The sequence below is a fragment of the Chryseobacterium sp. CT-SW4 genome, assembly GCF_048572715.1.
Taxonomy (GTDB): Bacteria; Bacteroidota; Bacteroidia; order Flavobacteriales; family Weeksellaceae; genus Chryseobacterium.
In genome coordinates this window covers 1,144,294-1,171,099 of record NZ_CP183840.1, presented here as the reverse complement: position 1 = coordinate 1,171,099, position 26,806 = coordinate 1,144,294, and the positions used below count along the sequence as shown (strand labels likewise).

Annotated in this window: 25 protein-coding genes; 13 read left to right on the top strand and 12 right to left on the bottom strand. The window is 37.2% G+C overall.

Annotated features, from left to right (window positions below; all coding sequences use genetic code 11):
* The first annotated feature begins 63 nt into the window (after positions 1–63).
* Entirely contained in the window at positions 64–2,322 is a 2,259-nt protein-coding gene (locus ABJ974_RS05220) for an FUSC family protein (protein WP_419870328.1), read from the top strand.
* Here the strand turns inward: ABJ974_RS05220 and ABJ974_RS05215 are convergent.
* Complete coding sequence (locus ABJ974_RS05215) at positions 2,303–2,917, bottom strand: 4'-phosphopantetheinyl transferase superfamily protein (RefSeq protein WP_419870327.1); 615 nt, start codon at positions 2,915–2,917, stop codon at positions 2,303–2,305. The two genes, ABJ974_RS05220 and ABJ974_RS05215, sit on opposite strands and share 20 nt — an antisense overlap.
* 53 nt (positions 2,918–2,970) lie before the next feature.
* Between ABJ974_RS05215 and ahcY the strand changes: the two genes are divergently transcribed.
* The 3 genes from ahcY (at position 2,971) to ABJ974_RS05200 (ending at position 6,946) form a co-directional block, all read left to right on the top strand.
* Positions 2,971–4,284, top strand: coding sequence for an adenosylhomocysteinase (gene ahcY / locus ABJ974_RS05210; RefSeq protein ID WP_419870326.1), 1,314 nt, complete (start codon positions 2,971–2,973; stop codon positions 4,282–4,284).
* A gap of 108 nt (positions 4,285–4,392) precedes the next feature.
* On the top strand, positions 4,393–5,196 hold the full coding sequence (locus ABJ974_RS05205) for a hypothetical protein (protein ID WP_419870325.1): 804 nt from the start codon (positions 4,393–4,395) through the stop codon (positions 5,194–5,196).
* Between the two features lie 202 nt (positions 5,197–5,398).
* Positions 5,399–6,946 carry a BspA family leucine-rich repeat surface protein gene (locus ABJ974_RS05200; RefSeq protein ID WP_419870324.1) on the top strand — a complete coding sequence of 516 codons (1,548 nt, stop codon included), beginning with the start codon at positions 5,399–5,401 and terminating at the stop codon, positions 6,944–6,946.
* A 49-nt stretch (positions 6,947–6,995) separates the two neighbouring features.
* Here ABJ974_RS05200 and purE read toward each other — a convergent pair whose 3' ends face one another.
* Positions 6,996–7,499: a 5-(carboxyamino)imidazole ribonucleotide mutase gene (purE, locus tag ABJ974_RS05195; protein WP_419870323.1), complete on the bottom strand. Its 504-nt coding sequence runs from the start codon at positions 7,497–7,499 to the stop codon at positions 6,996–6,998.
* 145 nt (positions 7,500–7,644) lie between these two features.
* Between purE and ABJ974_RS05190 the strand changes: the two genes are divergently transcribed.
* The 4 genes from ABJ974_RS05190 to ABJ974_RS05175 all read left to right on the top strand — a co-directional run bounded on the left by ABJ974_RS05190 (position 7,645) and on the right by ABJ974_RS05175 (position 12,280).
* Complete coding sequence (locus ABJ974_RS05190; RefSeq protein WP_419870322.1) at positions 7,645–8,547, top strand: DMT family transporter; 903 nt, start codon at positions 7,645–7,647, stop codon at positions 8,545–8,547.
* Between the two features lie 102 nt (positions 8,548–8,649).
* Positions 8,650–9,216, top strand: coding sequence for a hypothetical protein (locus tag ABJ974_RS05185; protein ID WP_419870321.1), 567 nt, complete (start codon positions 8,650–8,652; stop codon positions 9,214–9,216).
* 7 nt (positions 9,217–9,223) lie between these two features.
* Positions 9,224–11,347, top strand: a complete 2,124-nt coding sequence (locus ABJ974_RS05180) for a cation:proton antiporter (protein ID WP_419870320.1) — start codon at positions 9,224–9,226, stop codon at positions 11,345–11,347.
* 300 nt (positions 11,348–11,647) lie between these two features.
* Entirely contained in the window at positions 11,648–12,280 is a 633-nt protein-coding gene (locus tag ABJ974_RS05175) for an HdeD family acid-resistance protein (RefSeq protein ID WP_419870319.1), read from the top strand.
* A gap of 72 nt (positions 12,281–12,352) precedes the next feature.
* Here ABJ974_RS05175 and ABJ974_RS05170 read toward each other — a convergent pair whose 3' ends face one another.
* Both ABJ974_RS05170 and ABJ974_RS05165 read right to left on the bottom strand, forming a co-directional pair.
* Positions 12,353–13,462 (bottom strand): 5-(carboxyamino)imidazole ribonucleotide synthase, encoded by a 1,110-nt coding sequence (locus tag ABJ974_RS05170; RefSeq protein WP_419870318.1) that lies wholly within the window; start codon positions 13,460–13,462, stop codon positions 12,353–12,355.
* 376 nt (positions 13,463–13,838) lie between these two features.
* The gene (locus ABJ974_RS05165) at positions 13,839–14,390 is read right to left on the bottom strand and encodes a DUF1543 domain-containing protein (protein WP_419870317.1); all 552 of its coding nucleotides are present in this window, start codon (positions 14,388–14,390) and stop codon (positions 13,839–13,841) included.
* A gap of 82 nt (positions 14,391–14,472) precedes the next feature.
* Between ABJ974_RS05165 and ABJ974_RS05160 the strand changes: the two genes are divergently transcribed.
* A complete protein-coding gene (locus ABJ974_RS05160) occupies positions 14,473–15,303 on the top strand; it encodes a sulfite exporter TauE/SafE family protein (protein WP_419870316.1) in 831 nt (276 codons plus the stop codon).
* On the top strand, positions 15,300–15,680 hold the full coding sequence (locus ABJ974_RS05155; protein WP_419870315.1) for a DUF1634 domain-containing protein: 381 nt from the start codon (positions 15,300–15,302) through the stop codon (positions 15,678–15,680). The genes ABJ974_RS05160 and ABJ974_RS05155 overlap by 4 nt, the downstream gene beginning before the upstream one ends.
* On the opposite strand, the gene gloA2 is transcribed toward ABJ974_RS05155, so the two are convergent.
* On the bottom strand, positions 15,681–16,058 hold the full coding sequence (gene gloA2 / locus ABJ974_RS05150; RefSeq protein WP_419870314.1) for an SMU1112c/YaeR family gloxylase I-like metalloprotein: 378 nt from the start codon (positions 16,056–16,058) through the stop codon (positions 15,681–15,683). It lies immediately after the preceding gene.
* A gap of 157 nt (positions 16,059–16,215) precedes the next feature.
* On the opposite strand from gloA2, the gene ABJ974_RS05145 reads away from it, so the two are divergent.
* On the top strand, positions 16,216–17,301 hold the full coding sequence (locus ABJ974_RS05145) for an endonuclease/exonuclease/phosphatase family protein (protein ID WP_419870313.1): 1,086 nt from the start codon (positions 16,216–16,218) through the stop codon (positions 17,299–17,301).
* Between the two features lie 28 nt (positions 17,302–17,329).
* Here ABJ974_RS05145 and ABJ974_RS05140 read toward each other — a convergent pair whose 3' ends face one another.
* The 6 genes from ABJ974_RS05140 to ABJ974_RS05115 form a co-directional block, all read right to left on the bottom strand.
* Complete coding sequence (locus ABJ974_RS05140) at positions 17,330–18,388, bottom strand: diphosphomevalonate decarboxylase (RefSeq protein WP_419870312.1); 1,059 nt, start codon at positions 18,386–18,388, stop codon at positions 17,330–17,332.
* Between the two features lie 47 nt (positions 18,389–18,435).
* The gene (locus ABJ974_RS05135; protein ID WP_419870311.1) at positions 18,436–20,199 is read right to left on the bottom strand and encodes an AMP-dependent synthetase/ligase; all 1,764 of its coding nucleotides are present in this window, start codon (positions 20,197–20,199) and stop codon (positions 18,436–18,438) included.
* The gene (locus ABJ974_RS05130; RefSeq protein WP_419870310.1) at positions 20,200–21,213 is read right to left on the bottom strand and encodes an NAD-dependent epimerase/dehydratase family protein; all 1,014 of its coding nucleotides are present in this window, start codon (positions 21,211–21,213) and stop codon (positions 20,200–20,202) included.
* A gap of 245 nt (positions 21,214–21,458) precedes the next feature.
* On the bottom strand, positions 21,459–22,238 hold the full coding sequence (locus ABJ974_RS05125) for an alpha/beta fold hydrolase (protein ID WP_419870309.1): 780 nt from the start codon (positions 22,236–22,238) through the stop codon (positions 21,459–21,461).
* A 33-nt stretch (positions 22,239–22,271) separates the two neighbouring features.
* Positions 22,272–22,991 (bottom strand): pyridoxine 5'-phosphate synthase, encoded by a 720-nt coding sequence (locus tag ABJ974_RS05120; protein WP_419870308.1) that lies wholly within the window; start codon positions 22,989–22,991, stop codon positions 22,272–22,274.
* Positions 22,992–23,014: 23 nt separating this feature from the next.
* Complete coding sequence (locus ABJ974_RS05115) at positions 23,015–24,280, bottom strand: mechanosensitive ion channel family protein (protein ID WP_419870307.1); 1,266 nt, start codon at positions 24,278–24,280, stop codon at positions 23,015–23,017.
* 197 nt (positions 24,281–24,477) lie between these two features.
* Between ABJ974_RS05115 and ABJ974_RS05110 the strand changes: the two genes are divergently transcribed.
* Both ABJ974_RS05110 and ABJ974_RS05105 read left to right on the top strand, forming a co-directional pair.
* On the top strand, positions 24,478–24,972 hold the full coding sequence (locus ABJ974_RS05110; RefSeq protein WP_419870306.1) for a DUF456 domain-containing protein: 495 nt from the start codon (positions 24,478–24,480) through the stop codon (positions 24,970–24,972).
* Between the two features lie 11 nt (positions 24,973–24,983).
* A complete protein-coding gene (locus ABJ974_RS05105) occupies positions 24,984–25,493 on the top strand; it encodes a hypothetical protein (RefSeq protein ID WP_419870305.1) in 510 nt (169 codons plus the stop codon).
* On the opposite strand, the gene ABJ974_RS05100 is transcribed toward ABJ974_RS05105, so the two are convergent.
* Positions 25,480–26,121: a uracil-DNA glycosylase gene (locus ABJ974_RS05100; protein WP_419870304.1), complete on the bottom strand. Its 642-nt coding sequence runs from the start codon at positions 26,119–26,121 to the stop codon at positions 25,480–25,482. The genes ABJ974_RS05105 and ABJ974_RS05100 overlap by 14 nt on opposite strands.
* Positions 26,122–26,806 lie beyond the last annotated feature (685 nt).

Here is a 26,806-nt window from a genome sequence, read left to right as displayed (position 1 = left end):
AAAGTTTAGAAAAGTCTCATTTTTATGAGGCTTTTTTTATTTTCTATAATTATTTTTGCATTTATGAACTATTCGGCGGAACTCAAAAAATTTGTCACCAGTCAATATGTATATTCTGCGATCAGAATTACATTGGCAACGGTATTGCCGTGTTTGGTTCTCGCCCATTTAGGAATATTAAAAGAATACTTCCTTTTCCCTTTAGGGACCAGCTTTGTGGCATTAACGGATCAGCCCGGACCTTTTATCCGAAGAAGGAATGCCCTCACTTTTGCTATTTTCTGCTTTAATTTTGTAGCTCTTATCGCCAGCTTGGTGATGAATTTTAAGGCCCTGGTGATTCTTGAAATTATTACATTCGGAATGTTCTTCTCCCTGATCGGAGTCTACGGGCAGAGACTGGCAGCAGTAGGCTCCCTGTCTCTGGTAGTGATGGCCATCTTTATAGACGGGCATCTCACAGGAAGTAATGTTTTAAAAAGCTTACTCATATTTGCTTCCGGCTGCTTATGGTTTTTATTGATATTTTTGATCGTAAGCACCATACAGCCTTATAAGCTCGCCAGCCAGATGATCGGAGAAAACTATCTACAGCTTGGAGAGTTTCTGAGAATTAAAGCTAATTATTACCAGAAAAATCCTGATTTCAACAGGCTTACCTCGCAGGTTATCGCTAAACAAATTGAAATTAAAAATCTTCAGGAAGACACCCGGGAAACCGTATTTAAAACCAGGACCATCGTTAACGAATCTACGACAACCAGCAGATTGCTAATGCTGATGTTCCTTAATTCCATGGACCTTCATGAAAAATTAATGACCTCAGAAAGTGATTATCAAAAACTACAGCTCAGCTTTGAAAAAAGCAGCATACTGGTTGAAATTCATGATTACCTGAACCTGCTTTCCGAAGAAATCACCAATATCGGGATCGCACTCCAAAGCGGTACCCGTGCACGCCCTATCCTAAATCTGGAACAGGAAATAAAAAAACTGAATGCCAGCTATTTGCAGCTGAGAAATGAGCAGATGTCTTCCAGCAATCTGGAAAACTTCATGATACTCAGACAGATTTTACTGCGCATCAACGAAATTACCAAAGAAATTGATGAAATATATAAAGTCTTCTCCCAGGATGTAAAACTGGCCAAAAGTCTTTCCACAGGTCTGGATCTGAAAAAGTTCCTGCCGAATGAGGAAAAGCTCAATTTCCGGGTTTTAAAAAACAACATTTCTTTTTCCTCTTCCCATTTCAGGCATGCCATCCGGATTACCATAGCTTTATTATTAGGCTATCTCTTTTCGCTATTCCAATTTTTAGGAATAGGGCATACCTATTGGATCCTCATTACCATCACTGCCATATTAAAACCGGCCTACTCTATCACCAAACAACGTAATTTGCTGCGTCTCTATGGTACGGTAGTGGGTGCGGTGATTGCGTATATTTTATTACATTTCGTACACTCCAATCCGGTTCTATTCTCGGTATTATTATTAAGCATGATCCTCTGCTTCAGCTTGCTCAAAGGAAAATATTTCTGGGCTGTGCTGTTTATGACCATGTATGTATTCATTGCCTTTAATTTTTTAAGTCCGGGTAATATTAATGTTATTTTTAAAGACAGAATCGTGGATACTGTAATTGCAGGAATTATTGCATTTGTAGTTTCCTATATCGTTCTGCCGGTGTGGGAGCATACCCAGAACCTGGATTTAATGAAGCGGTCGGCAGCGGATAATCTTATTTATTTTCAAAGTGTTATTTCTAAATTCCTTCTGGGAGAACTTAATATTGAAGATTATAAAGTAAAGCGTAAAAATGCGATTATCTCATTGGCCAACCTGTCTGATAATTTCCAGCGAATGATTTCGGACCCCAAAAACCAACAGAAAAAACTGGAGGTCGTTCATCAGTTTGTAGCCACTTCGCATCTTATTACCGCTTATACGGCATCCCTTTCCCAATATTCTAAAAACGATAAGAAATATCCTGAGATAGATGCAGAAAGCTGGAGCAGAAAAATAGAAGCCGAAATGAACCAGACTTCCATATTATTGAGTGGGGAAAAAATAGATGAAACCCTCAAAATGGAAAGCCGTCTGGAACCGGAAGATTCATTTATTGAAAGCCTGCTGCTGCAACGAAAAACAGAAATTGAAGAAAATGACATTCCCGCAAACATCAATCCCAATAAAATGTCTCACCTGGCGGAACTGAAGAATATTCACGACATTCTGGAACTTATCTATGATGTCGCTAAGGAACAAAGAAAGGTCATCGAAAAATATATTAACGAGACTACTCCTCCACAATCGTGAAACAGTAATCATCAAAAAATTCCACCCGGGCTTTAAACTCATCAGAAAACTGATCGTCATAGACCCTGCAGCTTATTTTACGCAGATGCTTAAGCTCAAAAGGTTTTACCTCATAATTTTTCTTAAGGGACCAGTATTTGGAGTGATGGATCTTATACATGCTTTCCTTTACGCTCCAGATTATGGTATAAAATGCAACTTCCCTGTCAAATGGGATAAACTGCCTTTCTTTTTCATAAATGAACTTGTCGATAACTCTTAGGATCTTCGGGTTGAATTTTTCAATGTCAATCCCTATTTTATTCCGTGAGATCGCTATTGCAGCAAAAGGAAAGGAATGGGTAATTGATATTTCAGCATCTTTAGGAGAAAGATAAGGCTCCCTTTCCCTGTATAAGATTTTGGAATCGGGTTTCAGGCCTTTTAAGAGTTTTCTTACCATTAAAACCTCCAACAGCTTTTTAGGATGGTAATCTTTAACTTTCTCAGCATTTTCAGGCTCCAGCAGCTCATCTGCATTCAATTCTTCACTTTCATCATACTTCCATACGAGAATTGTGGCATTATCATCAGAAAAATCGCGGTAAAGAGGCATATTTGGTTAGCAGGATTTTAGTTTGTAAATTTGCGAAAAATTTTTCAGATAGTATGGATACAACAACACAATATATTCCTTATAAAGTTAAGGATATTTCCCTGTCAGATTGGGGTAGAAAAGAAATTAAACTTGCAGAAGCAGAAATGCCGGGTTTAATGGCAATCCGCGAAGAATACGGACCTCAGCAACCGCTTAAAGGAGCAAGAATTGCAGGATGTCTTCACATGACGATCCAAACGGCTGTGCTTATTGAAACTTTAGTGGCCTTAGGTGCTGAAGTTACCTGGTCATCTTGTAATATATTCTCTACACAGGATCATGCCGCAGCAGCTATTGCAGCAGCAGGAATTCCGGTATATGCTTGGAAAGGTATGAATGCTGAAGAATTTGACTGGTGTATTGAACAGACTTTATTCTTTGGAGAAGATAAAAAGCCTTTAAATATGATCCTGGATGACGGAGGAGATTTAACCAATATGGTTTTTGACAAATACCCTGAATTAACTAAGGATATCAAAGGACTTTCTGAAGAAACTACAACAGGAGTTCACAGATTATACGAAAGAATGCAGAACGGAACTTTAGTAATGCCTGCTATCAACGTAAACGACTCTGTAACCAAATCTAAATTCGACAACAAATACGGATGTAGAGAATCTGCGGTAGATGCTATCAGAAGAGCTACGGATGTAATGCTTGCCGGAAAAAGAGTGGTAGTTTGCGGATACGGAGATGTAGGAAAAGGTACTGCAGCTTCTTTCAGAGGAGCCGGATCTATTGTTACGGTTACTGAAATCGATCCTATCTGTGCGCTACAAGCTGCTATGGAAGGATATGAAGTAAAAAAACTGGACAGTGTAGTGGATAATGCAGATATTATCATCACTACTACCGGAAACTTCAACATCGTACAAGGTTCCCACTTCAAAAAAATGAAGGATAAAACGATCGTATGTAATATCGGACACTTCGATAATGAAATCGATATGGCATGGTTAAACGGAAACTACGGCTCTACAAAATATGAAGTAAAACCTCAGGTAGACGTTTATAATGTAGACGGAAACGAAATCATCATCCTTGCTGAAGGAAGATTGGTTAACCTAGGCTGTGCCACAGGACACCCAAGCTTTGTGATGAGTAACTCATTCTCTAACCAGACTTTGGCCCAGATTGAACTTTGGAACCATACTGACAGATATGAGAACAAAGTATACACATTACCTAAACATCTGGATGAAAAAGTAGCAGCATTACACCTTAAAAAATTAGGTGTAGAGCTTGAAACCCTTACAGAAGAACAGGCTAAATATATCGGAGTAACAGTAGACGGACCATTCAAACCTGAATATTACAGATACTAAATCCTGATTTAAATTAATAATATCATCCCACTATGTCCAATAGTGGGATTTTTTATTAAGAATATTTGTAAAACCAGTAAAGGTTACTTATTTTCGCACAAAAATGCAATGAGAAAATATTTACTTCCTGGTTTAATGCCTTTAGCCCTATTTTTCAATAACTGTAGCAGTAATGATGATCATATCACAAGTGAACCTACTGAAAAAAAATTATTGTTAAGTAAAATTACGACAGTATACTATGATAATCCCTCCGCTCCCCAAACCACTGTTTCCACTCTCGAATACAATAATCAGGGTGAGTTGATAAAAACAATATCCGAGGGGACAACCTCCCAATTCGAGTATAATAACGGAAAACCTGTAAGAATCAATTACTATAAAGCGGACCAGACATTGGAATATTACGCTACATTTACTTATAACGGGGATCAGCTGATAGCCTCTAATGCTATTTACACCAACCCAAACTCCAACAGAAAGGTTACCTATACCTATAATTCAAACGGTCAACTTGCATCAGATACTCTTTGCCAGACAGAAGACTGTTCTCATCCAAGTGTCACTTCATATACCTACAATGGAAATAACGTTTCAGTAGAGACTTCTGCCAATGAAGGAATCTACTCTTCTTCCAATAAAATAGAGTTTTCTTATGATGATAAGCTCAATCCATTCACCAATACCAATAAATATTTTAGAATTTTGATGGGAAGAGCATATGTTTTAAGCAAAAACAATTACACACAAGAGAAAATCAGTTATAAGTATAATAATCAACCCTGGACTGAATATCAGAATACCACCTATACTATTCAATACAATAGCTTCGGATTTCCTGTGGAAGTCATCGGAAAAGATGCGAATGGGAAATACGCTGTTAAATACAATTACGAATATACCTTCAATTAATTCTTTTATATTTAAGATTATTACACTTCAAAGGATAAAATAAAACCCTACAACTCTCTGAGAAAAATTAGAGAGATTTCTCACAATTTTATTTCAATTAAATATTAAATTTAAACAATAAATTAATTACAAAAACATATTTAATAACAATTTGATTATTTTATTAATTTTTCAATATATTTAACACACCAAAAATTAATATATGTTGAAAAAACTTCTACCTTTTATTCTCTTTGCTTTCATTTCACCTTTCATAAAAGCCCAAAATGAATTTATAACCATTTGGAAACCTAATGTAATTCCATATTCTCCTACTCCGGTAGATGCTCCCTATCCGGCCGGAAATAATCAGATATGGTTTCCCGGAACAGGAACCAATTTCAGCATAAGCTGGGAAGAAGTTAATTATCCCCAGCATAACGCTACTCTTTCCAATATAAGCTCTACCGGTCAGTTTTTAATAGATTTCGGCACTCCTCTAAATCCTAACCCGGCAGACGCAACTTTTATAGTGAAAGTAAGCAATGGAAACGGGACGTTCAGCCGGATAAGATTTGGAATACCCACCATTAACCCTACTACCAACCTTGTTACCTGGCAGATGCTGGGAAGTGCCGATAAGATCGTGGAAGTATCACAATGGGGAAATATCCAGTGGAATTCTATGAACAGTGCTTTTGCCAATTGCAAAATATTGGATATCACCGCTTCCGATACCCCTAACCTTTTGGGAGTAACAGATGCAGCCTTTATGCTTCACAATACTTATAAACTTACGGGCGGACCTGCTTTTACTACCTGGAATACTTCCAATATTAAAGATTTCAGCTATATGCTTTCCAATTCCACACAGGTTACCACAGATACGTTCAATGCTTCTATAGGAACCTGGAATACTTCTTCTGCCGAAAGCTTCAGCCATATGCTTGAAGAAAGAAGATTATTTAACCAGCCTCTGAATGATTGGGACACTTCCCATGTTACGGATATGGGCTGGATGTTTGCGAACTGTATGGCATTTGATCAGCCCCTGAACAGCTGGAATACTTCCCAGGTAACCAATATGGAATACATGTTCCACTTTATCACCAATTTTAATCAGCCATTAAATAACTGGAATATTTCCAGTGTTACCAATATTTCACATATGTTCCACGGCGTACTATCTTTCAATCAGCCGCTGAATAACTGGAACACAAGCAATGTCACCAACATGAATACGACATTTTCAAATGCCCATAGCTTTAATCAGTCTCTGGGAGCATGGAACCTTCCTTCTTTAACTTCGGCTTCTCTTGCACTCCTGGACTCAGGTCTCGACTGCAGCAATTACAGCAATACCCTTAAAGGATGGGCCGATAATCCTAACACCGCCAACAATATCAATCTGGGACATGTCGTTCCTCTTACTTATTCAACGGACGTAACGGATAAAAGGAATATTCTAATAAATAAAGGCTGGACTATCATCGGAGACATTACCGGAGAATGCAGTGTACTCGGCGTATCTGATTTTTATTTAGCAGCCAATAGTCCATCTATTTATCCTAATCCGGCTGAGAATATTATTTATATAAGAAATATTTTCAATGCTAAAAATTATGTAATTCTGGATGCCATCGGAAGAATGGTCGATAAAGATAAAATTGAAAACAACAGCATTCATATCCAATCCCTGATCCGTGGAAATTATGTACTGCAAATTGTGTCCAAAGAGAAAATATATACTTTTAAATTCATTAAGAAATAAGAAAAGGCTCACTTATCGTGAGCCTTTCATTTTTTATATTCAGATTATTTTATTGATCATATTGATTAGGATGCTGAGATTTGATGGTATCAACAGTTCCTAAGACTTTATCTTTTAAAGAATCCTGGTATTGCTGCAATTTTCCTGCAATTTCCTTATCGGCACTTCCTAAAATCTTAGCGGCAAGAATACCTGCATTCAGGGCCCCGTTCAAAGCTACGGTAGCTACCGGAATACCTCCCGGCATCTGAAGTATGGAAAGTACGGAATCCCATCCGTCAATAGAATTGCTGGATAAGATAGGAACTCCTATCACCGGAAGCGTTGTACAGCTCGCCACCATACCGGGTAAATGAGCGGCTCCTCCAGCTCCGGCTACGATGACCTTCAGCCCTCTTTCCTGTGCTGTTTTGGCATAATCAAACATTCTTTCCGGTGTTCTGTGTGCGGAAACCACTGTAAGTTCATAAGGGATCTCCAAACTTTTCAAAAAGTTCGCTGCCTGTTCCATGATTGGCAAGTCACTTTGACTTCCCATTATAATTCCTACCATTTTCTTATTTTATTATCGCTGCCCAAAGATAAAAATTTATGCTGTTATTTCACTTTTATCTTTTATTTAATCCTTTCCTTCCTGCTAAATTAATATTCCGGAATCGTAATAAAAGAGATATATTTGTTTACCTATTTCACAACCATTGAAAGATTACAAACTTATTGTTGCCGTCCTCACCGTTGCTATAGTCTGGGGAACGACATTCTTAGCCATCAGGATTGCCGTGGAAACGATTCCGGCATGGTTTGTAGCCGGCATCCGCCAGTTTACGGCCTCTGTCATTATGCTCATTATTCTTCTTTTTCAAAGAAAATTTAAATGGATCGGATGGAATAATCTCAAATATCAGATTATTTTTTCCACCCTGATGCTGGTAATAGCCAATGGACTGACAACAGTAGCAGAGGAAAGCGTATCGAGCAGCCTGGCTTCCCTGATCAGCTCCACCTCTCCTATTGTCGTATTTCTGGGAAGTGTGGCTATCGGATTACAGAAGTTCAATTTCCGGTCCTTAATAGGGGTTTTACTATGTTTCAGCGGTATCCTTTTTATTTTTTGGGACGGAATCAAAGATCTGGCTAATCCCGAATACAGAACAGGAATAGTCTTGTTATTCTGTGCTATTGCGGGTTGGGCCTCGGGAACCATATTTACAAAGAAACTCAATATCCAAAGCGGGAATATATCTTTAAACCTTTTTTATCAGTTTCTTTTTGCAGGGGTGGTACAGATCATTTTTGCCTTTTTATTTTCAGGGAACTTTAATTTTACAGGCTGGAGTTTTAGAAGTATTTCTGCCATGATGTATCTTGCCGTATTTGGTTCGGTGGCAGCTTTTTTTGCTTTTCATTATTCTTTAACAAAGCTATCACCGGTTAAAGTTTCCATCCTTGCTTACATCAATACGGTTATTGCCATTTTCCTGGGATGGCTGATTCTGGATGAACAGATTTCTTTCAAATTCATCATTGCAGCCATATTCATTATCTGTGGTGTTTTTATTATTAATTATAAGCGTGGAATGGTAAAGAAGCAAATAGAATAAGATAAGATTTCATTATTCTTAATACCAATACCTACTTTTCTTTCCTGCTAATTTCTTTTTTTCATTTTTTATTCCTATATTTTTCCAATAATTGTCAGAAATATGTTAAAAAACACATTCTTTTTATTTGTTTCCGTTGCTTTCCTTTTGACAGCCTGTACCAATAATCATAAGGAAGAGCTGATTGCGGAAAGAGAGAAACAGCTGTTGGAAAAAGAAAAACTTTTTGCCCAGAAGGAGTCCCAATATCAGGCTTTATTGAAAATGAGAGACAGTATTTTCGCCAACAAAGATTCTGTAATAATTCCTACGTGGCCTCAGGAAATTGCCGGGATCTGGAACAGTAAGGTGATTTGTACAGAGTCCAATTGCAGTGACTATGTAGTAGGCGATCAGCGATCCGACACCTGGGAGTTCGACCATGACTCCACACAGCTTGTCACTAAAATCATCAATAATAATAACCTTATCAGACTTTATACAGGTAAGTTTGAAAACAACGAAATAAAACTTAATTATAAAACGGATTCCACAGCCTCTAAAAATGTGGAAATGAATGTAGTACTCAATGATATATCAGATACAAAGATCAAAGGTATCAGAACGATTACAGTGGATAACAACTGTACCGCTAAGTTTTCTGTAGAGTTAGTACGCAACAAAAAATAAAACACATATGATATTCTTAAGTATCCACAATCTTAGTCTTCCTATAGAGGACCCGGTACTGAAATTTTTACTTGTTCTCATTATCATCCTTGCAGCTCCCTTATTATTAAATAAGATCAAAGTACCTCACTTATTGGGTCTTATTATTGCCGGAGCCATTATTGGTCCCAACGGGTTCAATGTTTTGTCCCGGGACAGCAGTATCGTAGTGACCGGTACTACCGGCTTACTTTATATTATGTTCCTGGCCGGACTGGAGATAGATATGGGGGACTTTAAGAAGAACAAATGGAAAAGTCTTACATTCGGTGTTTATACTTTCGTGGTACCTTTTGGGCTGGGCTTTTTAGGAGCTTATTACCTCCTTCATTTTTCTTTGCTGACGTCTATTCTTTTTGCCAGCTTATTTTCATCCCACACCCTGATCGCTTATCCTTTGGTCAGTAAGTTGGGAATTGCCAAAAACAAGGCGGTCAATATTACCGTAGGAGGAACTATGATTACAGATGTACTTGCGTTATTGGTTCTTGCGATCATCGTGGGTATGTCCCAGGGAGAAGTGGACACCTCTTTTTGGGTAAAACTGTCTGTTTCCTTCATTATTTTTGCATTAGTGGTTTTACTTATATTTCCTATTATCGGAAGATGGTTCTTTAAAAAAGTGGATGATAAAATTTCCCAGTATATTTTTGTATTGGTAATGATCTATCTGGCTGCATTACTGGCTGAACTTGCCGGAGTGGAAGCTATCATCGGGGCTTTCTTTGCAGGATTAGCTTTAAACAGGCTTATTCCTCATACTTCCTCATTAATGAACCGTGTAGAATTCGTAGGAAATGCTATTTTCATCCCTTTCTTTCTGATCAGTGTGGGGATGTTGATTGATTTTAAAGTATTTTTCAAAAGCTGGGAAACATTAGAGGTAGCCGCTATTATGCTAATTGCTTCCATAGGAGGAAAATATTTGTCTGCGGTAGCCACCCAGAAAACATTCCGGCTTTCCAAAGAAGAAGGAAGACTTATTTTCGGGCTCAGCTCGGCTTCTGCCGCCGCTACATTAGCTTCGGTAATGGTGGGATATAACATTATTATCTCGGAAACAGAGAGTGGTGAACCTATAAGATTACTCAACGAGCACGTACTGAACGGAAGTATATTACTGATTCTGATTTCCTGTACCATTTCCTCATTTATCTCTATGTCCAGCGCCCAAAAAATCGCTGAAAGTGATAATGAAGATACTGTATCCGGAAACAATCATGAGGAAGAAAATATTCTACTCGCCATCAACCATGAAGAAACGGTGGAACGTATGGTCAACCTGGGTATTCTGATCAAAGCCCATTCCAATACGGAAGACCTGTATGCGCTGAATGTCATTAATGAAGATAAAAATGAATCTTCCGTAAAGAATGCCGAAAAACTTCTTCACCAGGCTACAGATACAGCTGCCGCAGCCGATGTCAAAATCCAGGCGCTGAAACGATATGATAATGACGTTGTAAACGGAATTAACAATGTCATCAAGGAACAAAAAATAACCGACCTTATTATAGGACTGGAAGATGAAAAAGGTTTCTCCCCTTCTTTTGTATATAATCTATATAACGGTTATTTACAAAATGATGATGTGAATGTATTGGTTTATCATGCGGCCCAGCCTATTTCAACGATTAAGAAATATGCGGTGATGATTCCAGCCAATTCTCACAAAGAAGCAGGATTCTTTCATGCCTTATTAAGAGTATGGAATATTGCCCGTAATTCGGGTGCTACGGTTACCTTTTATGCTCCTGAGAACATTCTGGATATTCTTCAAAAGATCATTAAAAAAGCCAATATTGAAGCCGAGTTCATTATTATGAATACCTGGAGGGATGGTGAGAAAACAGCCACTAAACTGGGTGATAACGAAGCGCTTATTGTTTTAATGGCTAAACAGGGTATGCGATCATACCTTCCTCAAATGAGACTGATGCCTGAACTTCTTAACAGAAATCTTAAAAATAATAATTATCTGCTCATCTACCCTTTTTCCGAATACGATAAAAATAAAGCGGAAAAAAGATCGGTAGGAAATCATGGTGACTTCGTAGAAATAGGAAACATCATCAAAAAGATATTCAAATAAAATAAAGGCCGTTAAAACGGCCTTTATTTTTATCTCCACCAGGCTGATACAGGCTTCCCAGTTTTATAACATGACAAGCATCATAATAATTTTAATCTATTTTTAATTTTATCTTCAGTCTATTTTCCGTAAATTAGAATAGACAAAAAAGTACTTTAGGGAAATGAAGCAGGTTGGCATTCATTATTTTCATTTTCCGTTTTATTCTTTTTTATTCTAAGGCCAACCGATAAACTATTATTTAATATAAAACGGACTAGCCGAACACCGTATTTCAAAGTAGGCACAAAATTATTAACTATGCCAAGTTTATTAAAATCATTTAGAAACTCAGTAAAGCATTGGTACATTCCTTTTATTTTAGGAATTCTTTTTATCCTTCTCGGAATTTATGTATTCAGCTCACCTTTAGCAACATATCTCGCACTTTCTGTGCTTTTTAGTGTTTCATTTATTGTTTCAGGTCTGTTTGACATTTTCTTCTCCATACAAAATTCAAAGTCTCTGAATGGTTGGGGATGGTATCTTGTAAGTGGACTATTATCTTTTGGAATGGGTATATTCCTGATTGCCTATCCTCAGATATCTATGTCAATTCTGCCTTTCATCGTAGGATTTACCGTGATGTTCCGTTCTTTCCAATTATTAGGAATTTCTTTAGATCTTAAAGATGCCCATGTCATGAGATGGGGAAATCTTGCCATTTTTAGCGTATTGGGAATTATCCTTTCATTTATGCTTTTGGCCAATCCTATTTTTTCAGGAATTTCTTTGGTGGTTCTTACCGGTTTAGCTTTTATTCTGGTAGGAGTAGCTTCTATTATTTTAGCTTTTAATTTAAAGAAACTTAAGGATTTTCCAAAAAGATTAAGTCATGAGCTCAAAGAAAAGATTGAAGATTTGCAGGAGGAGATTAATGAGCGTATGAAATAAACCATTAATTAATTCATATATAAAAGACCACCGCATCTGGTGGTCTTTTATATTTTATATTTTCCTATTAAATTAAGCTCTGACTTTTACCATTGCTTTTACTTTAATGAGCTTATCCATTAATTCCTCCCGCGAATCTGCCAGGACATTAATATGGCCCATTTTTCTACCCGGCTTTGTTTCTGTTTTGCCGTATAAGTGGACATAAGTTTTCGGTAATTTCAGCACTTCATCCAGTCCATCATAAATAACTTTCCCTGAAAAACCTTCTGCCCCCACGAGATTAAGCATCCCACTGTAAGTAAAGGTATCGGTATCGGCCAAAGGAAGATTTTTCACAACTCTGTACATCTGCTCAAATTGCGAATTGGCATTTCCTTCCTGGCTCTGATGTCCGGAATTATGAAGCCTCGGCGCAGTTTCATTTACCCATACCTTTCCTTCTTTGTCAAGAAAGAGTTCGATGGCAAATAATCCCGGAGAATTAACCGTTGCCAAAAACGTCTCAGTAATGGAACGGATTTGATTTTGTACATCTTCACTCAGCTGAGTGGGACAAATATTAAAGTCCAACAGGTTCAGTTTAGGATCGGCAACCATTTCCGTAACAGGAAAAGTTTTTGTTTCTCCGTTTTCATTTCGGGCTACTATTACGGAAAGCTCTTTATCTATATCCACCAGACTTTCCAGTACGGTAGGCTCTTTCCATAAATGCTGGTAATCTTCTTCCGTTCTGATTACCTGAACCCCTTTCCCATCATATCCTCCGGTATTCATTTTTTGAACGAAAGGCAGGGGCATCATTATTTTTGCATTACCATCCCACATGACTTCAAAGTCAGGACTCGGAATATTGTTTGCTTTATAAAATTCTTTTTGAAGTATTTTCTGCTGGATCGTTTTAACGATTTTGGCATTGGGTACCACTTTTACTCCCTGATTTTCTAATTCTGCCAGCGCATCTGCATTTACATGCTCAATTTCAATAGTAACGACATCTTTATCTTTTCCAAAATCAAGAACCGTCTGATAATCATTGAAGTTCCCCTGCGTAAAGTAAGAAATATTGTGACATGGCGCATCGGAAGCAGGATCAAGGGTGTAAAATTCATCATCATAATTCAATGCATTCTGAATAAACATTCTTCCTAACTGTCCTCCTCCTAAAATACCTATTTTCATTTTATTCTTTTAATTTAAATTAGTCCTTTACCTCGGCAATACCCATGATATGGTCATGAGCTGATAAGGATTTTTACGACCTCAAAGATAATTATTATATATATTATTTGCCAACATTCCTCAAATCTCAACACCATTTACGTAGAGCAATCCATTTGAAAGTGTTAATATTTGTTAATATTTATTATGTTAAGCATTACATTGAGCTAATTCACTTATTTTTGAATTACAAAATGTTTTAAATTTTTTGTTCATGATAAAGTTATACTCGTTAGGAAAGTACTTACTTCTTTAGCTACATTAAGATATTGCATATTAAATAATTGTAATTTAGAAGTCAGTAATAAAGGCAGCCTTCCAGGCTGCCTTTATTTTATTATTTGAGCTTATCGATTTTGAGATATCCAATTTCAGTAAAGTTTCTCTGGTCTTCTGCTTCCGTTTTGTCCAGTATAATTGAGTATTTATCTTTCATCTTTTGCGGAAGTATGTCATTAACGTTAAAAATATCATCAATATCAACCCCATGTTTATCGTCAATATGGCTCACCGCATTTTCAAATCCCATGGTTTTATAAAACTCGGTTTCTTTCACTCTTTTCACTATTTCTCCCATGGATTTTCCTACCATAAGATGCTGCTCATGAAACTCCTCAAAATAACCTTTTTTATATCCTCCGAGATTGATAAAGAATAACTGATCTTCAGAAGAACGTTCCGTCTTTTCCACAATTTTCACTTCATATCCATCTGCAAACTTCACTTCCTGGTAACAGTCAATATGAATTTTTCCTTCTGCTTCCTGCCAAAACGCCTTGATATCCGGAACAAGATCTTTAGTATTTTCCGCAATTCCAAAGAATACATCGTGCTGCTCTATATTCCTTCCTTTGGGAGTAGCTCCCAGAATAAAATAAAATAATTTCATGTGGTCTCTTTACCACAAAGTTAAGTTAAATTTATATTTTTTTAAGTTTGCCTGAGAGTCACAATAGTTTTATCTTTGTGACATGTCGGAAATCATTATTCTCTTTCTTGGAGCCATTTCAGCTGGCCTCCTTGGATCTCTTACGGGTTTAGGAGGAGGAGTCATCATCATCCCTTTGTTAACTCTTGGTTTTGGGGTTCCTATGCACTATGCTATCGGAGCTTCTTTAATCTCCGTAATCGGAACTTCCTCGGGTGCAGCTGTTGCCTTTGTGAAAGAAGGGTTTACCAATATGCGGATCGGTATGTTTCTCGAAATTGCTACAACGGCCGGTGCCATTATCGGAGCTTTGGTTTCAGGTGCTCTTAATCCCAATACCATCGGAATTATTTTTGCAAGTATCCTGATTCTTACCGTTATTTTAAATTTAAAAGGAAAGCCGGACCATCAGGAGCCTCTTATCAAAGGAAGTCTGGAAGATAAACTGAAATTATACGGTACATTCCCCGATAAAGGTATTATTAAAAGCTACTCGGCAAGAAATACGGTTCCGGGATTCTTAATGATGATGTTCGCGGGAGCCATGTCGGGACTTTTAGGCATCGGATCAGGTGCTTTGAAAGTATTGGCTATGGACAATATGATGAAGCTTCCCTTCAAAGTTTCCACCACCACGAGTAATTTTATGATTGGAGTAACGGCAGTAGCCGGAGCGCTGATTTACTTTCAGCGGGGAGAAATTGTTCCTGTGATTGTAGCACCGGTATTAATAGGTGTTGTAATAGGAAGCTTTATAGGTTCAAAAACATTAATGATCTCAAAAACCAAAAAGCTTAAAACTTTTTTTGCCATTGTGATTACAGTTTTATCTATTTATATGATGTATAACGGTATTAATCAAAGCTTCCGATGAGAAAGAATTTCACTGATATCGATTTGAACCGTTCCGTAGGAAATCTTCTGCGGTTAGGCGTTATTTTATCCGTTATCACTTCACTTATCGGGTTTATCAAGCTGTTTATGGAAGGTTTTACCATGCCGAAAGATTATTCTTTCACCCCTTTAAACTCTTCTCAAAAAGTATGGGCCTACTTCTGGGATTCTTTATGTTTAGGAAAGGGTGAAGCCATTATCCAGCTGGGAATACTGATGCTTATCTTTACTCCCCTGATGAGGATTGTTTTTGCATTAATCGGATATCTGAAGGAAAAAGATTATGTATATGTAATCATATCAGCAATTGTGCTGGTCATTATGACGATAAGTTTCCTTACGGGATATGCTCATTAATCAGATTTCATAAAATTCCAAAGGAAGCTGATCGGGATCCTGTGTGAAAAAGAATTCTTTTCCTGTAAATTCATCAATACGGATTTCCTCACAGTTCAGACCTTTTTCTATTAGTTCCTGCCGCTTCTCCGCTACGCGTTCTACGGCAAATGCCAAATGCCTTAATCCACATGCTTCAGGACGTGAGGGTCTTTGCGGAGGATCGGGAAAAGAGAATAGCTCAATAACATAATGATCGCCTATGGCTAAATCCAGCTTATAGGATTGTCTTTCTTCACGGTAAACTTCACGAATGATATTCAGGTTTAAAATTTCTGTATAGAATTTTTTAGAGGTCTCATAGTCTGAGCATATGATGGCTATATGGTGGATTTTCATTGTGTTTTAATTAATAATTAAAGTATAAAAAATATTGAATATCCAAATTTATAGGATAGTTTACTGAAATCAAAAAATATTTGATTAAATTTTATTTAGAAATAATAACTAAAAGCTTATAGAATTATTTAATTTTACATTTATTATAATCAGCAAAATGGAATATATATATTTATTTCTATCAATATCTTTATTAACTTCCTCCATACTTCCTAAGATACAACATCCTCATTGGATATTCAGGGTTCCGGAATTTGGGAAGATTCAGATTACTTATTTTATTTTAATTACGTTTATATTGGGGTTTTTCATTAATTCCGCCCCTGTAAAAGTATCGTATATACAGAGTGCTTTAGTTTTATTATTTGTATATCACTGGGCTACACTTATAAAATATACGCCTGTTTATCCTGTAAAAAAGGATTATAATCATGATCGGTTTTCAAAAAAGATCAGTTTTATTTCTGCGAATGTCTATCAATTCAATAAGGAATATGACAGATTTATAGGGCTGGTTAAAAAATACGATCCCGATATTGTTCTTACCATGGAAAGTAATGAAAATTGGGAAAATGCCCTACGTTCTTTAGAAGACAGCTATCCTTATCAACATAAGGTAACCCTTGAAAATACTTATGGAATGCATTTTTATTCCAAACTGGAAATAAAAAGTGCTACCACCCATTATTTTGTGGCAGACGATATCCCCAGTATAGAAATTCATCTGGAAACTTCAGATGGCTTTTCATTTGTGTTTTTCGGAGTTCATCCTCCGCCGCCCAGCCCTACGGAAGAAGAGACTTCCAAAGAAAGAGACGGCGATTTGCTCAGTGTTGCGAAAAGAGTAAAAAAACTTTCCGATCCTGTAATTGTCGTGGGAGATTTTAATAATGTAGCATGGTCCAAATCCTCTATTTTATTCAGGAAAACAAGCAACCTTATTGATCCGAGAATAGGTCGTGCTTTTGTATCCACCTTTCACGCAAAATATAAAATCTTCCGATTTCCAATAGATCTTATGTTTCACAGCAAAGAAATGTTTATTAAAAAATTATCAACGCTTGAAAATTTCGGTTCCGATCACCTTCCTGTTTATTGTGATTTCTTTATAGATCTTAATAATAATGCACAGGCAGAAAAGATAGAAACAGCAGATTCACAAGAAAAAGCTGAAGCTGAAGAAATGATAGAAGAAGGTAAAAAGGAAGACGGAGAAAGAGATTCTGTAGTTACAGAAGATTAACAGTTGTCTGTCCTCAAGTACATTTTTATCAGAATTTCATAATATCTTTTACCACTCCGTTCTTCTGTGTGTGTAAGAGCAGTTCTCTTTCTATAAAAGTTGTAATCTTTTCCTTAGAATTGTCGGAAGGGAACAGCAGATGAACGTTGGCTCCCGCATCCAAAGTAAAGAATAACGGTAAACCTGTCTCTTTCCTGAAGTCCCATATTTTGTTGATGACTTCCAGTGTTCCTGTCTTCATTAGGATAAATGCAGGGTCACTCATCATCATCATAGCATGAAGGGTTAACGCTTCGTGTTCCACTAATTTGATAAACTGATGCAAATCTCCGCTTTTTAAAATTTCTTTCATAGGAACAAAATTCTCTCTTGCTTCCTGGAACCTTCTTTCGGCATAGGGATTTGTTTTCATAAGACCGTGTCCTACGGTTGAGGAAACGCTTTTTTGTCCTTCGTGAATCAGTAAAACCCAATCATTAAAATCCCGGAATATCTCATGGATTTCAGAATCAGGATATTTTACAGCATACAGATCCGAACTTCCCGCCACCTCATCAGACGTTCCCCAAACTACCAGCCCGTTATAAAGGCTTCTGCAGGCACTTCCGCTTCCCAGTCTGGCTAAGAAAGAGGCTTTCTTTAAAGAATGTTCTTCTGTAATTTCGCCTGTAAATATCTCATCCAGTTTCATAAGACATTTGGCAATCGCACCAAATCCGGAAGCCGAACTCGCTATTCCCGAACTGTGAGGAAAGGTATTTTCCGTCCGGATAATGTATTTCCCTTTTAAAATCCAGGGTAAATAAGGTTCTATATTTTTAAAATATTTTTCAATTTTTTCAGCGAATTTTACTTCTTCATTTCCTGATAAAAATGTCTGAACGGAAAAGGTTTCATCCGCTATAAACTCCATACTGGTATTTGTTTTACAGTGATTAAGGGTATAGCTGATACTCGGATTGGCCGGAATCTGATTTTCATATTTCCCCCAGTATTTGATCAGGGCAATATTGGAAGGACAGCTTTCGGAAACCGTCTGTGTATGGATAGTAAATTCTTTTTTTCCTAAAAATTCCTGTGTCGTCATAATTTAATTAAAAAGCATTATTCGTCATTTCATTCCAATGACAGGTATTAATACATTTTTTCAATAATATCTGCATATTTCTTCAGCACTACATTTCTTTTCACTTTCAATGTAGGCGTAATTTCCCCGGTATTGATTTCAAATTCCGAAGGCATTAATGTGAATCTTTTCACTTTCTCAAAATCGGAAAGCTCTACCTGCAGCTCTTTTATTTTATGTTTATAAAAACTGATAATTTCTTCCTTTTTTACAATTTCACTCCAGTTGGTAAATGAAATATTGTTTTTCTTAAGATAATCTCTTAAAAATTCAAAGTTCGGAACGATCAAAGCCGAAACGAACTGTCTTCCTTCAGCGATTAAAGTAATCTGCTGAATATAATTATTATTGGTAAGGATATTTTCAATCTGTTGGGGTGCGATGTATTTACCGTTGGAGGTTTTCATCAGATCCTTGATCCTGTCTGTAATGATCAGGTTTCCTTTATCATCGAATTTTCCTGCATCGCCTGTTTTGAACCACCCGTCTTCCGTAAATACGGCCTGGGTATCTTCCGGACGGTTATAATATCCTTTCATGATTCCGTTTCCTTTGGCCTGGATCTCATCATCTTTTCCGATTCTGATCTCCACTCCTGGTAAAGGAACTCCACTGGATCCGTGCTCAAAACGGGTAAAAGGAAATACGGTAAGGGTGGCAGTAGTTTCCGTAAGTCCGTATCCTACTGTTACATGGATTCCTGCGGATTCAAAGAAACGGGTAACTTCCGGAGACAGAGAAGCTCCTCCACAAGGCAGGAACCATAATCTCCCTCCCATTCTTTCTTTTATTTTATTAAAAACCAAAGCGTCAGCTACCGAATTTTTAATTTTCAATCCCAATGGAACCGGTTTTTCCGTTCTTCTCAGCTCTGCGGACTGCTCTCCTACCTGTAAAGCCCAGTTGAAAATTTTCTTTTTGAATGAAGGACCTTCTTCCACCATTTCATTTACGCCTGCATAAATTTTCTGAAAGAATCTCGGAACGGCACACATCATGGTAGGTTTTACCTGCGTCATCGCTTTAGCTATATTCTTCGGGTCTTCCAGGAAGTATACTCTTGCGCCTCCATAAAGGCAGAGTAAACTCCAGCTTCTTTCAAAAACGTGACTTAGCGGTAAAAATGCCATTGAAAGCTCTTCTTCAAATTTTTTGAATTTAAAGAACTCAAAGTGGGCATCTATTGCCTTGACAAAATTTCCATGAGTAAGCATTACACCTTTCGGAGTTCCTGTTGTTCCTGAGGTATAGATCAATGTTGCCACATCATCATCTTCTCTCTGACAGATTTCCAGTTCGGAGGAAGCTTTAGCTATAAAATCTTCCAGGTAAAAAGTATTTTCTTTTTTTATCCAGACCGCTTTTTTGGTAACAATGATCAGTTCGAGGTTACTTCCTTCTTTATTCAAAAGTTCATAACAGGCATCATACTGCATTTGATTCCCTACCAAAACAGCTTTGGATCCGGAATCGGTAAGAATATACTCGGCCTGCTCGGCATTATTTGTAGAATAAATAGGCACCGTAACCGCTCCTATCGACATCGCAGCAAGGTCAAAAATCATCCATTCCGCAGAGTTATCGGAATAAATAGAGACTTTATCATTTTCCTGAACTCCGGCTTCTTTAAGTGCATTCGCTGTTTTAAAGATCAATTCTTCAAATTTTTTCCAGCTCAGCTCTTTCCATTCTTCCTTTTTCTTAAAACCTATTGCTGATTTTAAAGGATGTTTTTCTACATTTTTGGTGATAATTGCCTCTGCAAGATTCATTTATTTCTTCAGCTTTTTGTCGTTAATATAATTATTAAGATGAAAATCAATACTTTCCGATACCGGTATGAATTGATAGTCTAAACGTTCTGTTATTTTCTGATTGGATATGGTATTGAATGAAGTAATCGCTTCTATATTGGATTGGGTTACCATTCTCAGCTTAGGGATCAGCCAACCGAAAAGGATATTGGCTATTCTTCCGATATTGAGCTTTGTTTTGGAAAGGATCGCGGCATCTTTCAGTTCCAGTTTTCTCCGGATCTGATTTCCGATCTTCTCATATCTTACATTTTCTGATACAACGATAAAGCGTTCATCAAAAATATTCTTTTCCATCAGCTCTATTGCAATGTTGGCTACATCTCTTACGTCTACGTAAGCCGATCCTCCCGAAAAGGTAAAACTGTTATCTTCAAAGGTATGAAAAAGCTCTCCACTGCTTTGGTTCCAGTTTCCGCTTCCGATAATTATTCCGGGATTGATGATAATGGTTTTTAAGCCCTCACCTGCTGCCCTCCAGACTTCCATCTCGGATAGATGTTTGGAAATCGCATAGGCGGAATGCTCCAGTTTGGGATTAAACTCGGAGTCTTCATCCAGTTCCCCTTTTTCATTGAAGCCATCCAGAACAGCTACTGAGCTTACATGCAGGAATTTTTTAACGGCAGATCCTTCGCAGGCATAGAGAAGGTTTTGAGTTCCCCTGATATTGGTATGGGACATTTCTTTTTCATCTCGGGGATGAAAACTTACCTTTGCAGCGGTATGATAGACTTCATCCACTCCTTCCAAAGCTGCTTCTAAAGAGAAAATATCATCAAAATCAACGTCTACCCATTCTATCGCATTGAAATATTCTTCAGCCTTATCCGTATAAAAAGTATAGGAATGCTTTACTTCCTGAAGATTGCTTGAAGGTCTTTTGGAAGCACGTACCCTTTTTCCCCTCTTCAGCAGTTCCAAAGTGATTATTCTTCCTAAAATACCGGTAGCTCCTGTTACAAATATCATCAATTACTTCCCTTATTGATTACAACTTCAATTAATTCAATATTACCCCCTAAAGATAAATAATATTGGTGACTTGCCAACTTATTTGCTGATGAAGAAACTATGCTTTGTAATTCCTTTCTTTAAGGTTATGCAAATTTGCAATTTTTCAGACATAATTCACTTTTATTTAGTCCACAATATTCATCTTTCTGAGTAATATCTCAGAGAAAACCGTCATCAGATAAAAGCGCGGTATTATAATATTAATTTAAACCTAAAAATTCTTTCACCACTTTGGCAAATTCAACCGGATTATCTGCCTGAACCCAATGGGCTGCATTTTTCACGGTAATAATCTTCGCTTTAGGAAACTGCTGTTTGATGGCATATTCATCCTGGGGAAGTATATAATTGGATTTTTCACCGGAAATAAACAGGGTATCTCCTTCAAATACACCAAATTTAATGGCGTTAGATACAAATTCCGTATACTTTTCCGATAAGGTTTTAAGATTAAATCTCCAGTTCAGCTTCTTATTATCATCCCAGTATAAATTCTTGGTAAGAAACTGAATAGTTGGCTTGTCGGGAATATACTGATTTAAAACAGCTTCCACTTCGCTTCTTGAATTGACGGTATTGAAATCAACACTTTCCAATGCCTTAATCACCCCCTGATGGTGCGGAGGGTAAGCCTTAGGAGAAATATCCACTACAATAAGCTTATCTACTTTTTCAGGATACTTGATGGCAAACTGCATAACGGCCTTACCTCCTAAAGAATGTCCCAATACATGGGCTTTTTCTATTCCATAATGAGCCATATAGTTGGCAATATCATCTGCCAGATCATCATGGGACATATTTTCCGAATGAAAACTTCTTCCGTGATTTCTCAGATCCAGCAGATGCACGGGAAGCAGTTCTCCCAAATCTTTTCCGAAGCTTCCCCAGTTGTCCAGCATTCCGAATAATCCATGAAATACTAAAAGCGGGGTATTGGTAAGGTTTTCGCCAAATATTTTTGAATGTAAAATTTCCATATGTTCTGCTTTACTACTTAGATGCTGTTGAATTTACCATTGTGCCAATCTTTTCAGATAAGCCTGAACCGTATTTTCCAATCCCATGTATAGCGCTTCAGAAACCAAAGCATGTCCTATTGAAACCTCTAAAAGGTTAGGAATTTCATCTGCAAAATATTTTAAGTTTTCCAGGCTCAGATCATGTCCGGCATTTAAGCCTAATCCGAAATCAGCTGCTACGACTGCTGTATCATAATAGGGTTTTATAGCCTGCTCTTTATTAACGGTATAATTTTTAGCATAAGCTTCTGTATATAATTCTATTCTGTCCGCCCCTGTTTTAGCAGCATATTCCACCAGCTCAGGATGGGGATCAAGAAAAATTGAAGTACGGATTCCTGCATTTTTAAATTCCGAAATAATCTCCGTTAAAAAGCTCAGATGCTTTTTGGTGTCCCAGCCTGCATTGGAAGTAATAGCGTCATCCGCATCGGGAACTAAAGTTACCTGCTCAGGCTTTACTTCGAGCACCATATCGATAAACGGGCGGTGAGGATTTCCTTCTATATTAAATTCTGTAGTAATTAATGGCTTAAGATCATAAACATCTTTCCGGGTAATATGTCTTTCATCAGGCCTTGGGTGGATAGTAATCCCCTGTCCTCCGAATTCCTGAATTTTAATTGCGGCTTCTGTCACACTTGGTGTATCTCCTCCTCTGGCATTTCTTAACGTCGCGATTTTGTTAATGTTGACACTTAATTTTGTCATTTCTATCTGTAATTTCTGTTTTTTTATACTCCAATGCTTACCTGCATGATCTCCAGCTCAAATTCTTTAGAGGCTACAAGTAAATGGTCAAATATATCAGACTGGATCTGTTCAAAATTCTCCCATTTGGAGTCATTGGTAAAACAGTAAATTTCCAGTGGCATTCCCTGTGGGGTAATTTCCATCTGGCGAACCAAAACGGTTCCGGTCTGATCTATATTTTTATTATGTTTAAGATATTCAAGAGTATATTTCCGGAAAGCCCCGATATTAGTAAGCTGTTTTCCATTGATCATTTTGTCGGCATGATCTATGCTCTTTCTGTAATTTTTTAATTCCGTCTGCTTTTTCAAAAGATAATTCTTCAGCAGATTTATTTCCATTAAGCTGTTCAGAAGCTCTTCATCCAGAAATTTAAAGGAATTGATATTAAAGATAATCGATTTTTTAATTCTTCGGGTATTGCTTTCCGACATTACCTGTATGTTCTTGATTTCCGTACTCATCAGGTCATACGTAGGAATGGTGGAAACGGTTTTATCAAAGTTCTGAATTTTAGTGGTCAGGAGACTGATATCCTCTATCGTCCCTTCCAGTCCGTATTTGGGAATCCCAATCCAGTCCCCTACTTTAAGGTTTTTGGAGGTTGCTACATTTAAGCTGGTTATAAAACCGAGAATAGTATCACGGAAGACCAACACCATCACTGCTGTAATCGCACTGAGACTTCCGATAATGGTTGTTCCTTTAATCCCAAAAATAACTGCTATACTGAGGATGGCAAAAATAAAGGTTCCAATAATCTTAATGGTAGCTGATATGCTTCTCAGCGCAAAGTTTTTATAAAAATCTTTCTTAATAAAATTGTAATATTCAAATGCTTTTAAAGACCTGAGACCCATTCCGGCTACAATCAGTACAAATCCAAGGTTCACTGATCTTACAATAAAAATGGTAGTAGCTTTCAAAGCTCCTGAAAAAATAGAATCATGAATACTTCCCACAATAGTAAGGGCTACCAAATGGGCAACAGAATTCGTGATCTTTGAATGATAAATGGATTTTAAAACAGGATATTTCTCTTCATTTTTAAAAAGGCTGAAAACACCGTTGATACAAAACTTAAGAAAAAAATCAATGACCAGAAAGATAGCAATAAGCAGCAGAAACTTAACAATAATATGAAATATCCATTCAAAGCCGGATGGTGATATCTGGCTGATGTAGATATACAATTGCTCGCTGTATTCCTGCAAGAAGTTTTTTGTTTCTTTTAATTGGTCATTCACAAAAACAAATTTACAAAATAATAAATCTTACCTATTATTATTTTAAAATTAAAATTATTATTTGATAGTAAAAGATTAAAATGAGAATTCTTTCAGGCTGATATTTTACCAATAACTTTGAATAAGCTAAGCCGGTAGTAAAGTCTGTTTCTATTTTAAACAATTCTTTTTTATATCTTGCATCCATATTTAAAGCTATGGATTCAACGCTATTAATCAATATACTTTGTATTGTGTTATTGGTCATCGGGATTTTGGGAACTTTCCTTCCGGTATTACCCGGACTGATCGTGAGCTTTGCGGGACTTCTTATCTATAAATACGGAACAGATGCGGATCTGCCCGTTATTTATTTGTGGATATTCGGAATCCTTACGCTCGCATCTGCTGTTCTTAATTATGTAATTCCCGCACAAACCAATAAAAAATATGGTGGAACCCGCTGGGGAAGCATCGGCTCTGTGATAGGGACTATTGTAGGGATGTTTCTTCCTATCCCCTTAGGCTTTTTAATCGGAATGTTTGCCGGTGTATTTATCGGGGAACTTCTTCATGACAGTAAGGACATGAACAAAGCGCTCAAATCCACGAAGGGAGCATTTATAGGCTTTCTTTACGGAACAGGATTCAGCTTTGTAACCGGTGTGGCAATGTTTTTGGTAGTAGTATTAAATATGTTCAACATTTTATAAAACAATTGATTATGTTACATAAAGCCATCATATTCAGCTTAGCTTTATTTTCTTTAGCCAACTGCAATGCACAGAAAGAAAAAAAGAAAACAGTCTCTCAGGTTTCAGCCAGCAATTCTTCCAGCCTGAAATCTCAGTCCCAGCCTAAGGAAGCCAATATCATCTACCTCAATGAAGGTGAAAATAAATTCCTTGACGAATATAAAATGAATGTTACCTTCAAAGGGATTTCTGAAGACAGCCGTTGTCCTGAAGGCGCCAATTGTATATGGGCCGGAGTAGCGGTTGCCAATGTTGAAGTAATGGGAGTTGCTACAAGACCTATGACCTTACAGCTTGCCACGCTGGAAAATGCTCAAAGAAACTATCATCAAGCCTCCAACTTCAACCGTTATACGATCTCTCTGGTAGAAGTAACTCCATATCCAACTTCGGTAGAAACCACCAAAACCTTACAGGGGAAATACCGTATCGGTATCACGATTAAAAAAGAAGATCCTCAGAATTCTACCATGAAATAGGCTTCTTCCCTTTGGAAACGAGGTATTCATTAATTCTGGAAAAAGGCTTGCTCCCGAAGAATCCCCGGTGTACGGAAAAAGGTGAAGGGTGCGCCGATTTAATAATAAAATGTTTAGCCGGATCGATCAGTTCGGCTTTTTTCTGCGCAAATGCTCCCCACAGCACAAAAACTACATTCTCTTTTTTATCCGAGATTTCCTTAATGATGTAATCCGTAAACGTTTCCCATCCTAAATCCTTATGGGAATTCGGGGAATGAGCCCGGACCGTTAACGTAGCATTTAGCATTAAAACTCCCTGCTTTGCCCAATCATCGAGCTCTTTTGAAGTTCTTTCTATTCCAAGGTCATCTTTAAGCTCAATAAAAATATTCTGTAATGACGGCGGTGCAGCTACCTGTTCAGACACAGAAAAGCATAATCCGTTAGCCTGATAGTCATTATGATAAGGGTCCTGACCTATGATCACAACTTGGATATCATCGAAAGCTGTTAATTCCAAAGCCCTGAAAATCTGATTTTTGGGTGGAAATACCTTGGTAGCTGCATATTCCTGTTTTACTTTTTTCCAAAGATTGGTAAAATAGTCTGTATTTTTAATGGGAGCTAAAACTTCTGTCCAGGTCATTATATTTTGCTATTGGGTTTAAATTCATTAAGATTTATTAAAGCGTTTTGTCATTCAGAATAGAACTAAGTGAATGAAAAATCTTTCTTTCTAAATTTCTCCTTCACCGGAATCACATAACATCTTTAAATATCTCTCACTTCAAATATACATAATATTCAAATTTTATCCCAAATAAGAGATTTCTCTAATATTATTGGGTTAGATTTGGATTAGATTTGTTTTAAACATTTTGTATTGACTTACTGAGATATCTAAAAGAAACCCCTGTCATTCAGAATGAAACGAAGTGGAATGAAGAATCTTTTTTTCCGGAAGATTTCTCCTCCGTCGAAATGACAATTACGACTATCAGCCAAGTGTATTGCAGTTGAATATTTTGGAAATATCTAAAGAAACCGCTGTCATTCAGAATGGAACGAAGTGGAATGAAGAATCTATTTTTCAGAAAGATTTCTCCTACGTCGAAATGACAAGTACAACTATCAGCCAAATGTATTGAAGTTGAATATTTGGGAAATACCTAAAGAAACCCTGTCATTCAGAATGGAACGAAGTGGAATGAAGAATCTCTTTCTTACAAAGATTTCGCCTTCCTCGAAATGACAATTACGACTATCAGCCAAATGTATTGAAGTTGAATTCTGATTTTGGAAATATCTGAAGTATTCGTGTCATTCAGAAT

What these genes read in the sequence shown, in the direction of transcription:
- ABJ974_RS05135 (WP_419870311.1), bottom strand. Translation starts at nt 20,199, where the DNA reads ATGAATCTTGCAGAGGCAATTATCACCAAAAATGTAGAAAAACATCCT.
- ABJ974_RS05175 (WP_419870319.1), top strand. Translation starts at nt 11,648, where the DNA reads ATGCCAAGTTTATTAAAATCATTTAGAAACTCAGTAAAGCATTGGTAC.
- purE (WP_419870323.1), bottom strand. Translation starts at nt 7,499, where the DNA reads ATGGTAGGAATTATAATGGGAAGTCAAAGTGACTTGCCAATCATGGAA.
- ABJ974_RS05185 (WP_419870321.1), top strand. Translation starts at nt 8,650, where the DNA reads ATGTTAAAAAACACATTCTTTTTATTTGTTTCCGTTGCTTTCCTTTTG.
- ABJ974_RS05170 (WP_419870318.1), bottom strand. Translation starts at nt 13,462, where the DNA reads ATGAAAATAGGTATTTTAGGAGGAGGACAGTTAGGAAGAATGTTTATT.
- ABJ974_RS05155 (WP_419870315.1), top strand. Translation starts at nt 15,300, where the DNA reads ATGAGAAAGAATTTCACTGATATCGATTTGAACCGTTCCGTAGGAAAT.
- ABJ974_RS05215 (WP_419870327.1), bottom strand. Translation starts at nt 2,917, where the DNA reads ATGCCTCTTTACCGCGATTTTTCTGATGATAATGCCACAATTCTCGTA.
- ABJ974_RS05205 (WP_419870325.1), top strand. Translation starts at nt 4,393, where the DNA reads ATGAGAAAATATTTACTTCCTGGTTTAATGCCTTTAGCCCTATTTTTC.
- ABJ974_RS05100 (WP_419870304.1), bottom strand. Translation starts at nt 26,121, where the DNA reads ATGACCTGGACAGAAGTTTTAGCTCCCATTAAAAATACAGACTATTTT.
- ABJ974_RS05105 (WP_419870305.1), top strand. Translation starts at nt 24,984, where the DNA reads ATGTTACATAAAGCCATCATATTCAGCTTAGCTTTATTTTCTTTAGCC.
- ABJ974_RS05110 (WP_419870306.1), top strand. Translation starts at nt 24,478, where the DNA reads ATGGATTCAACGCTATTAATCAATATACTTTGTATTGTGTTATTGGTC.
- gloA2 (WP_419870314.1), bottom strand. Translation starts at nt 16,058, where the DNA reads ATGAAAATCCACCATATAGCCATCATATGCTCAGACTATGAGACCTCT.
- ABJ974_RS05140 (WP_419870312.1), bottom strand. Translation starts at nt 18,388, where the DNA reads ATGACGACACAGGAATTTTTAGGAAAAAAAGAATTTACTATCCATACA.
- ABJ974_RS05180 (WP_419870320.1), top strand. Translation starts at nt 9,224, where the DNA reads ATGATATTCTTAAGTATCCACAATCTTAGTCTTCCTATAGAGGACCCG.
- ABJ974_RS05130 (WP_419870310.1), bottom strand. Translation starts at nt 21,213, where the DNA reads ATGATATTTGTAACAGGAGCTACCGGTATTTTAGGAAGAATAATCACT.
- ABJ974_RS05125 (WP_419870309.1), bottom strand. Translation starts at nt 22,238, where the DNA reads ATGGAAATTTTACATTCAAAAATATTTGGCGAAAACCTTACCAATACC.
- ABJ974_RS05200 (WP_419870324.1), top strand. Translation starts at nt 5,399, where the DNA reads ATGTTGAAAAAACTTCTACCTTTTATTCTCTTTGCTTTCATTTCACCT.
- ABJ974_RS05165 (WP_419870317.1), bottom strand. Translation starts at nt 14,390, where the DNA reads ATGAAATTATTTTATTTTATTCTGGGAGCTACTCCCAAAGGAAGGAAT.
- ABJ974_RS05160 (WP_419870316.1), top strand. Translation starts at nt 14,473, where the DNA reads ATGTCGGAAATCATTATTCTCTTTCTTGGAGCCATTTCAGCTGGCCTC.
- ABJ974_RS05120 (WP_419870308.1), bottom strand. Translation starts at nt 22,991, where the DNA reads ATGACAAAATTAAGTGTCAACATTAACAAAATCGCGACGTTAAGAAAT.
- ABJ974_RS05220 (WP_419870328.1), top strand. Translation starts at nt 64, where the DNA reads ATGAACTATTCGGCGGAACTCAAAAAATTTGTCACCAGTCAATATGTA.
- ABJ974_RS05145 (WP_419870313.1), top strand. Translation starts at nt 16,216, where the DNA reads ATGGAATATATATATTTATTTCTATCAATATCTTTATTAACTTCCTCC.
- ahcY (WP_419870326.1), top strand. Translation starts at nt 2,971, where the DNA reads ATGGATACAACAACACAATATATTCCTTATAAAGTTAAGGATATTTCC.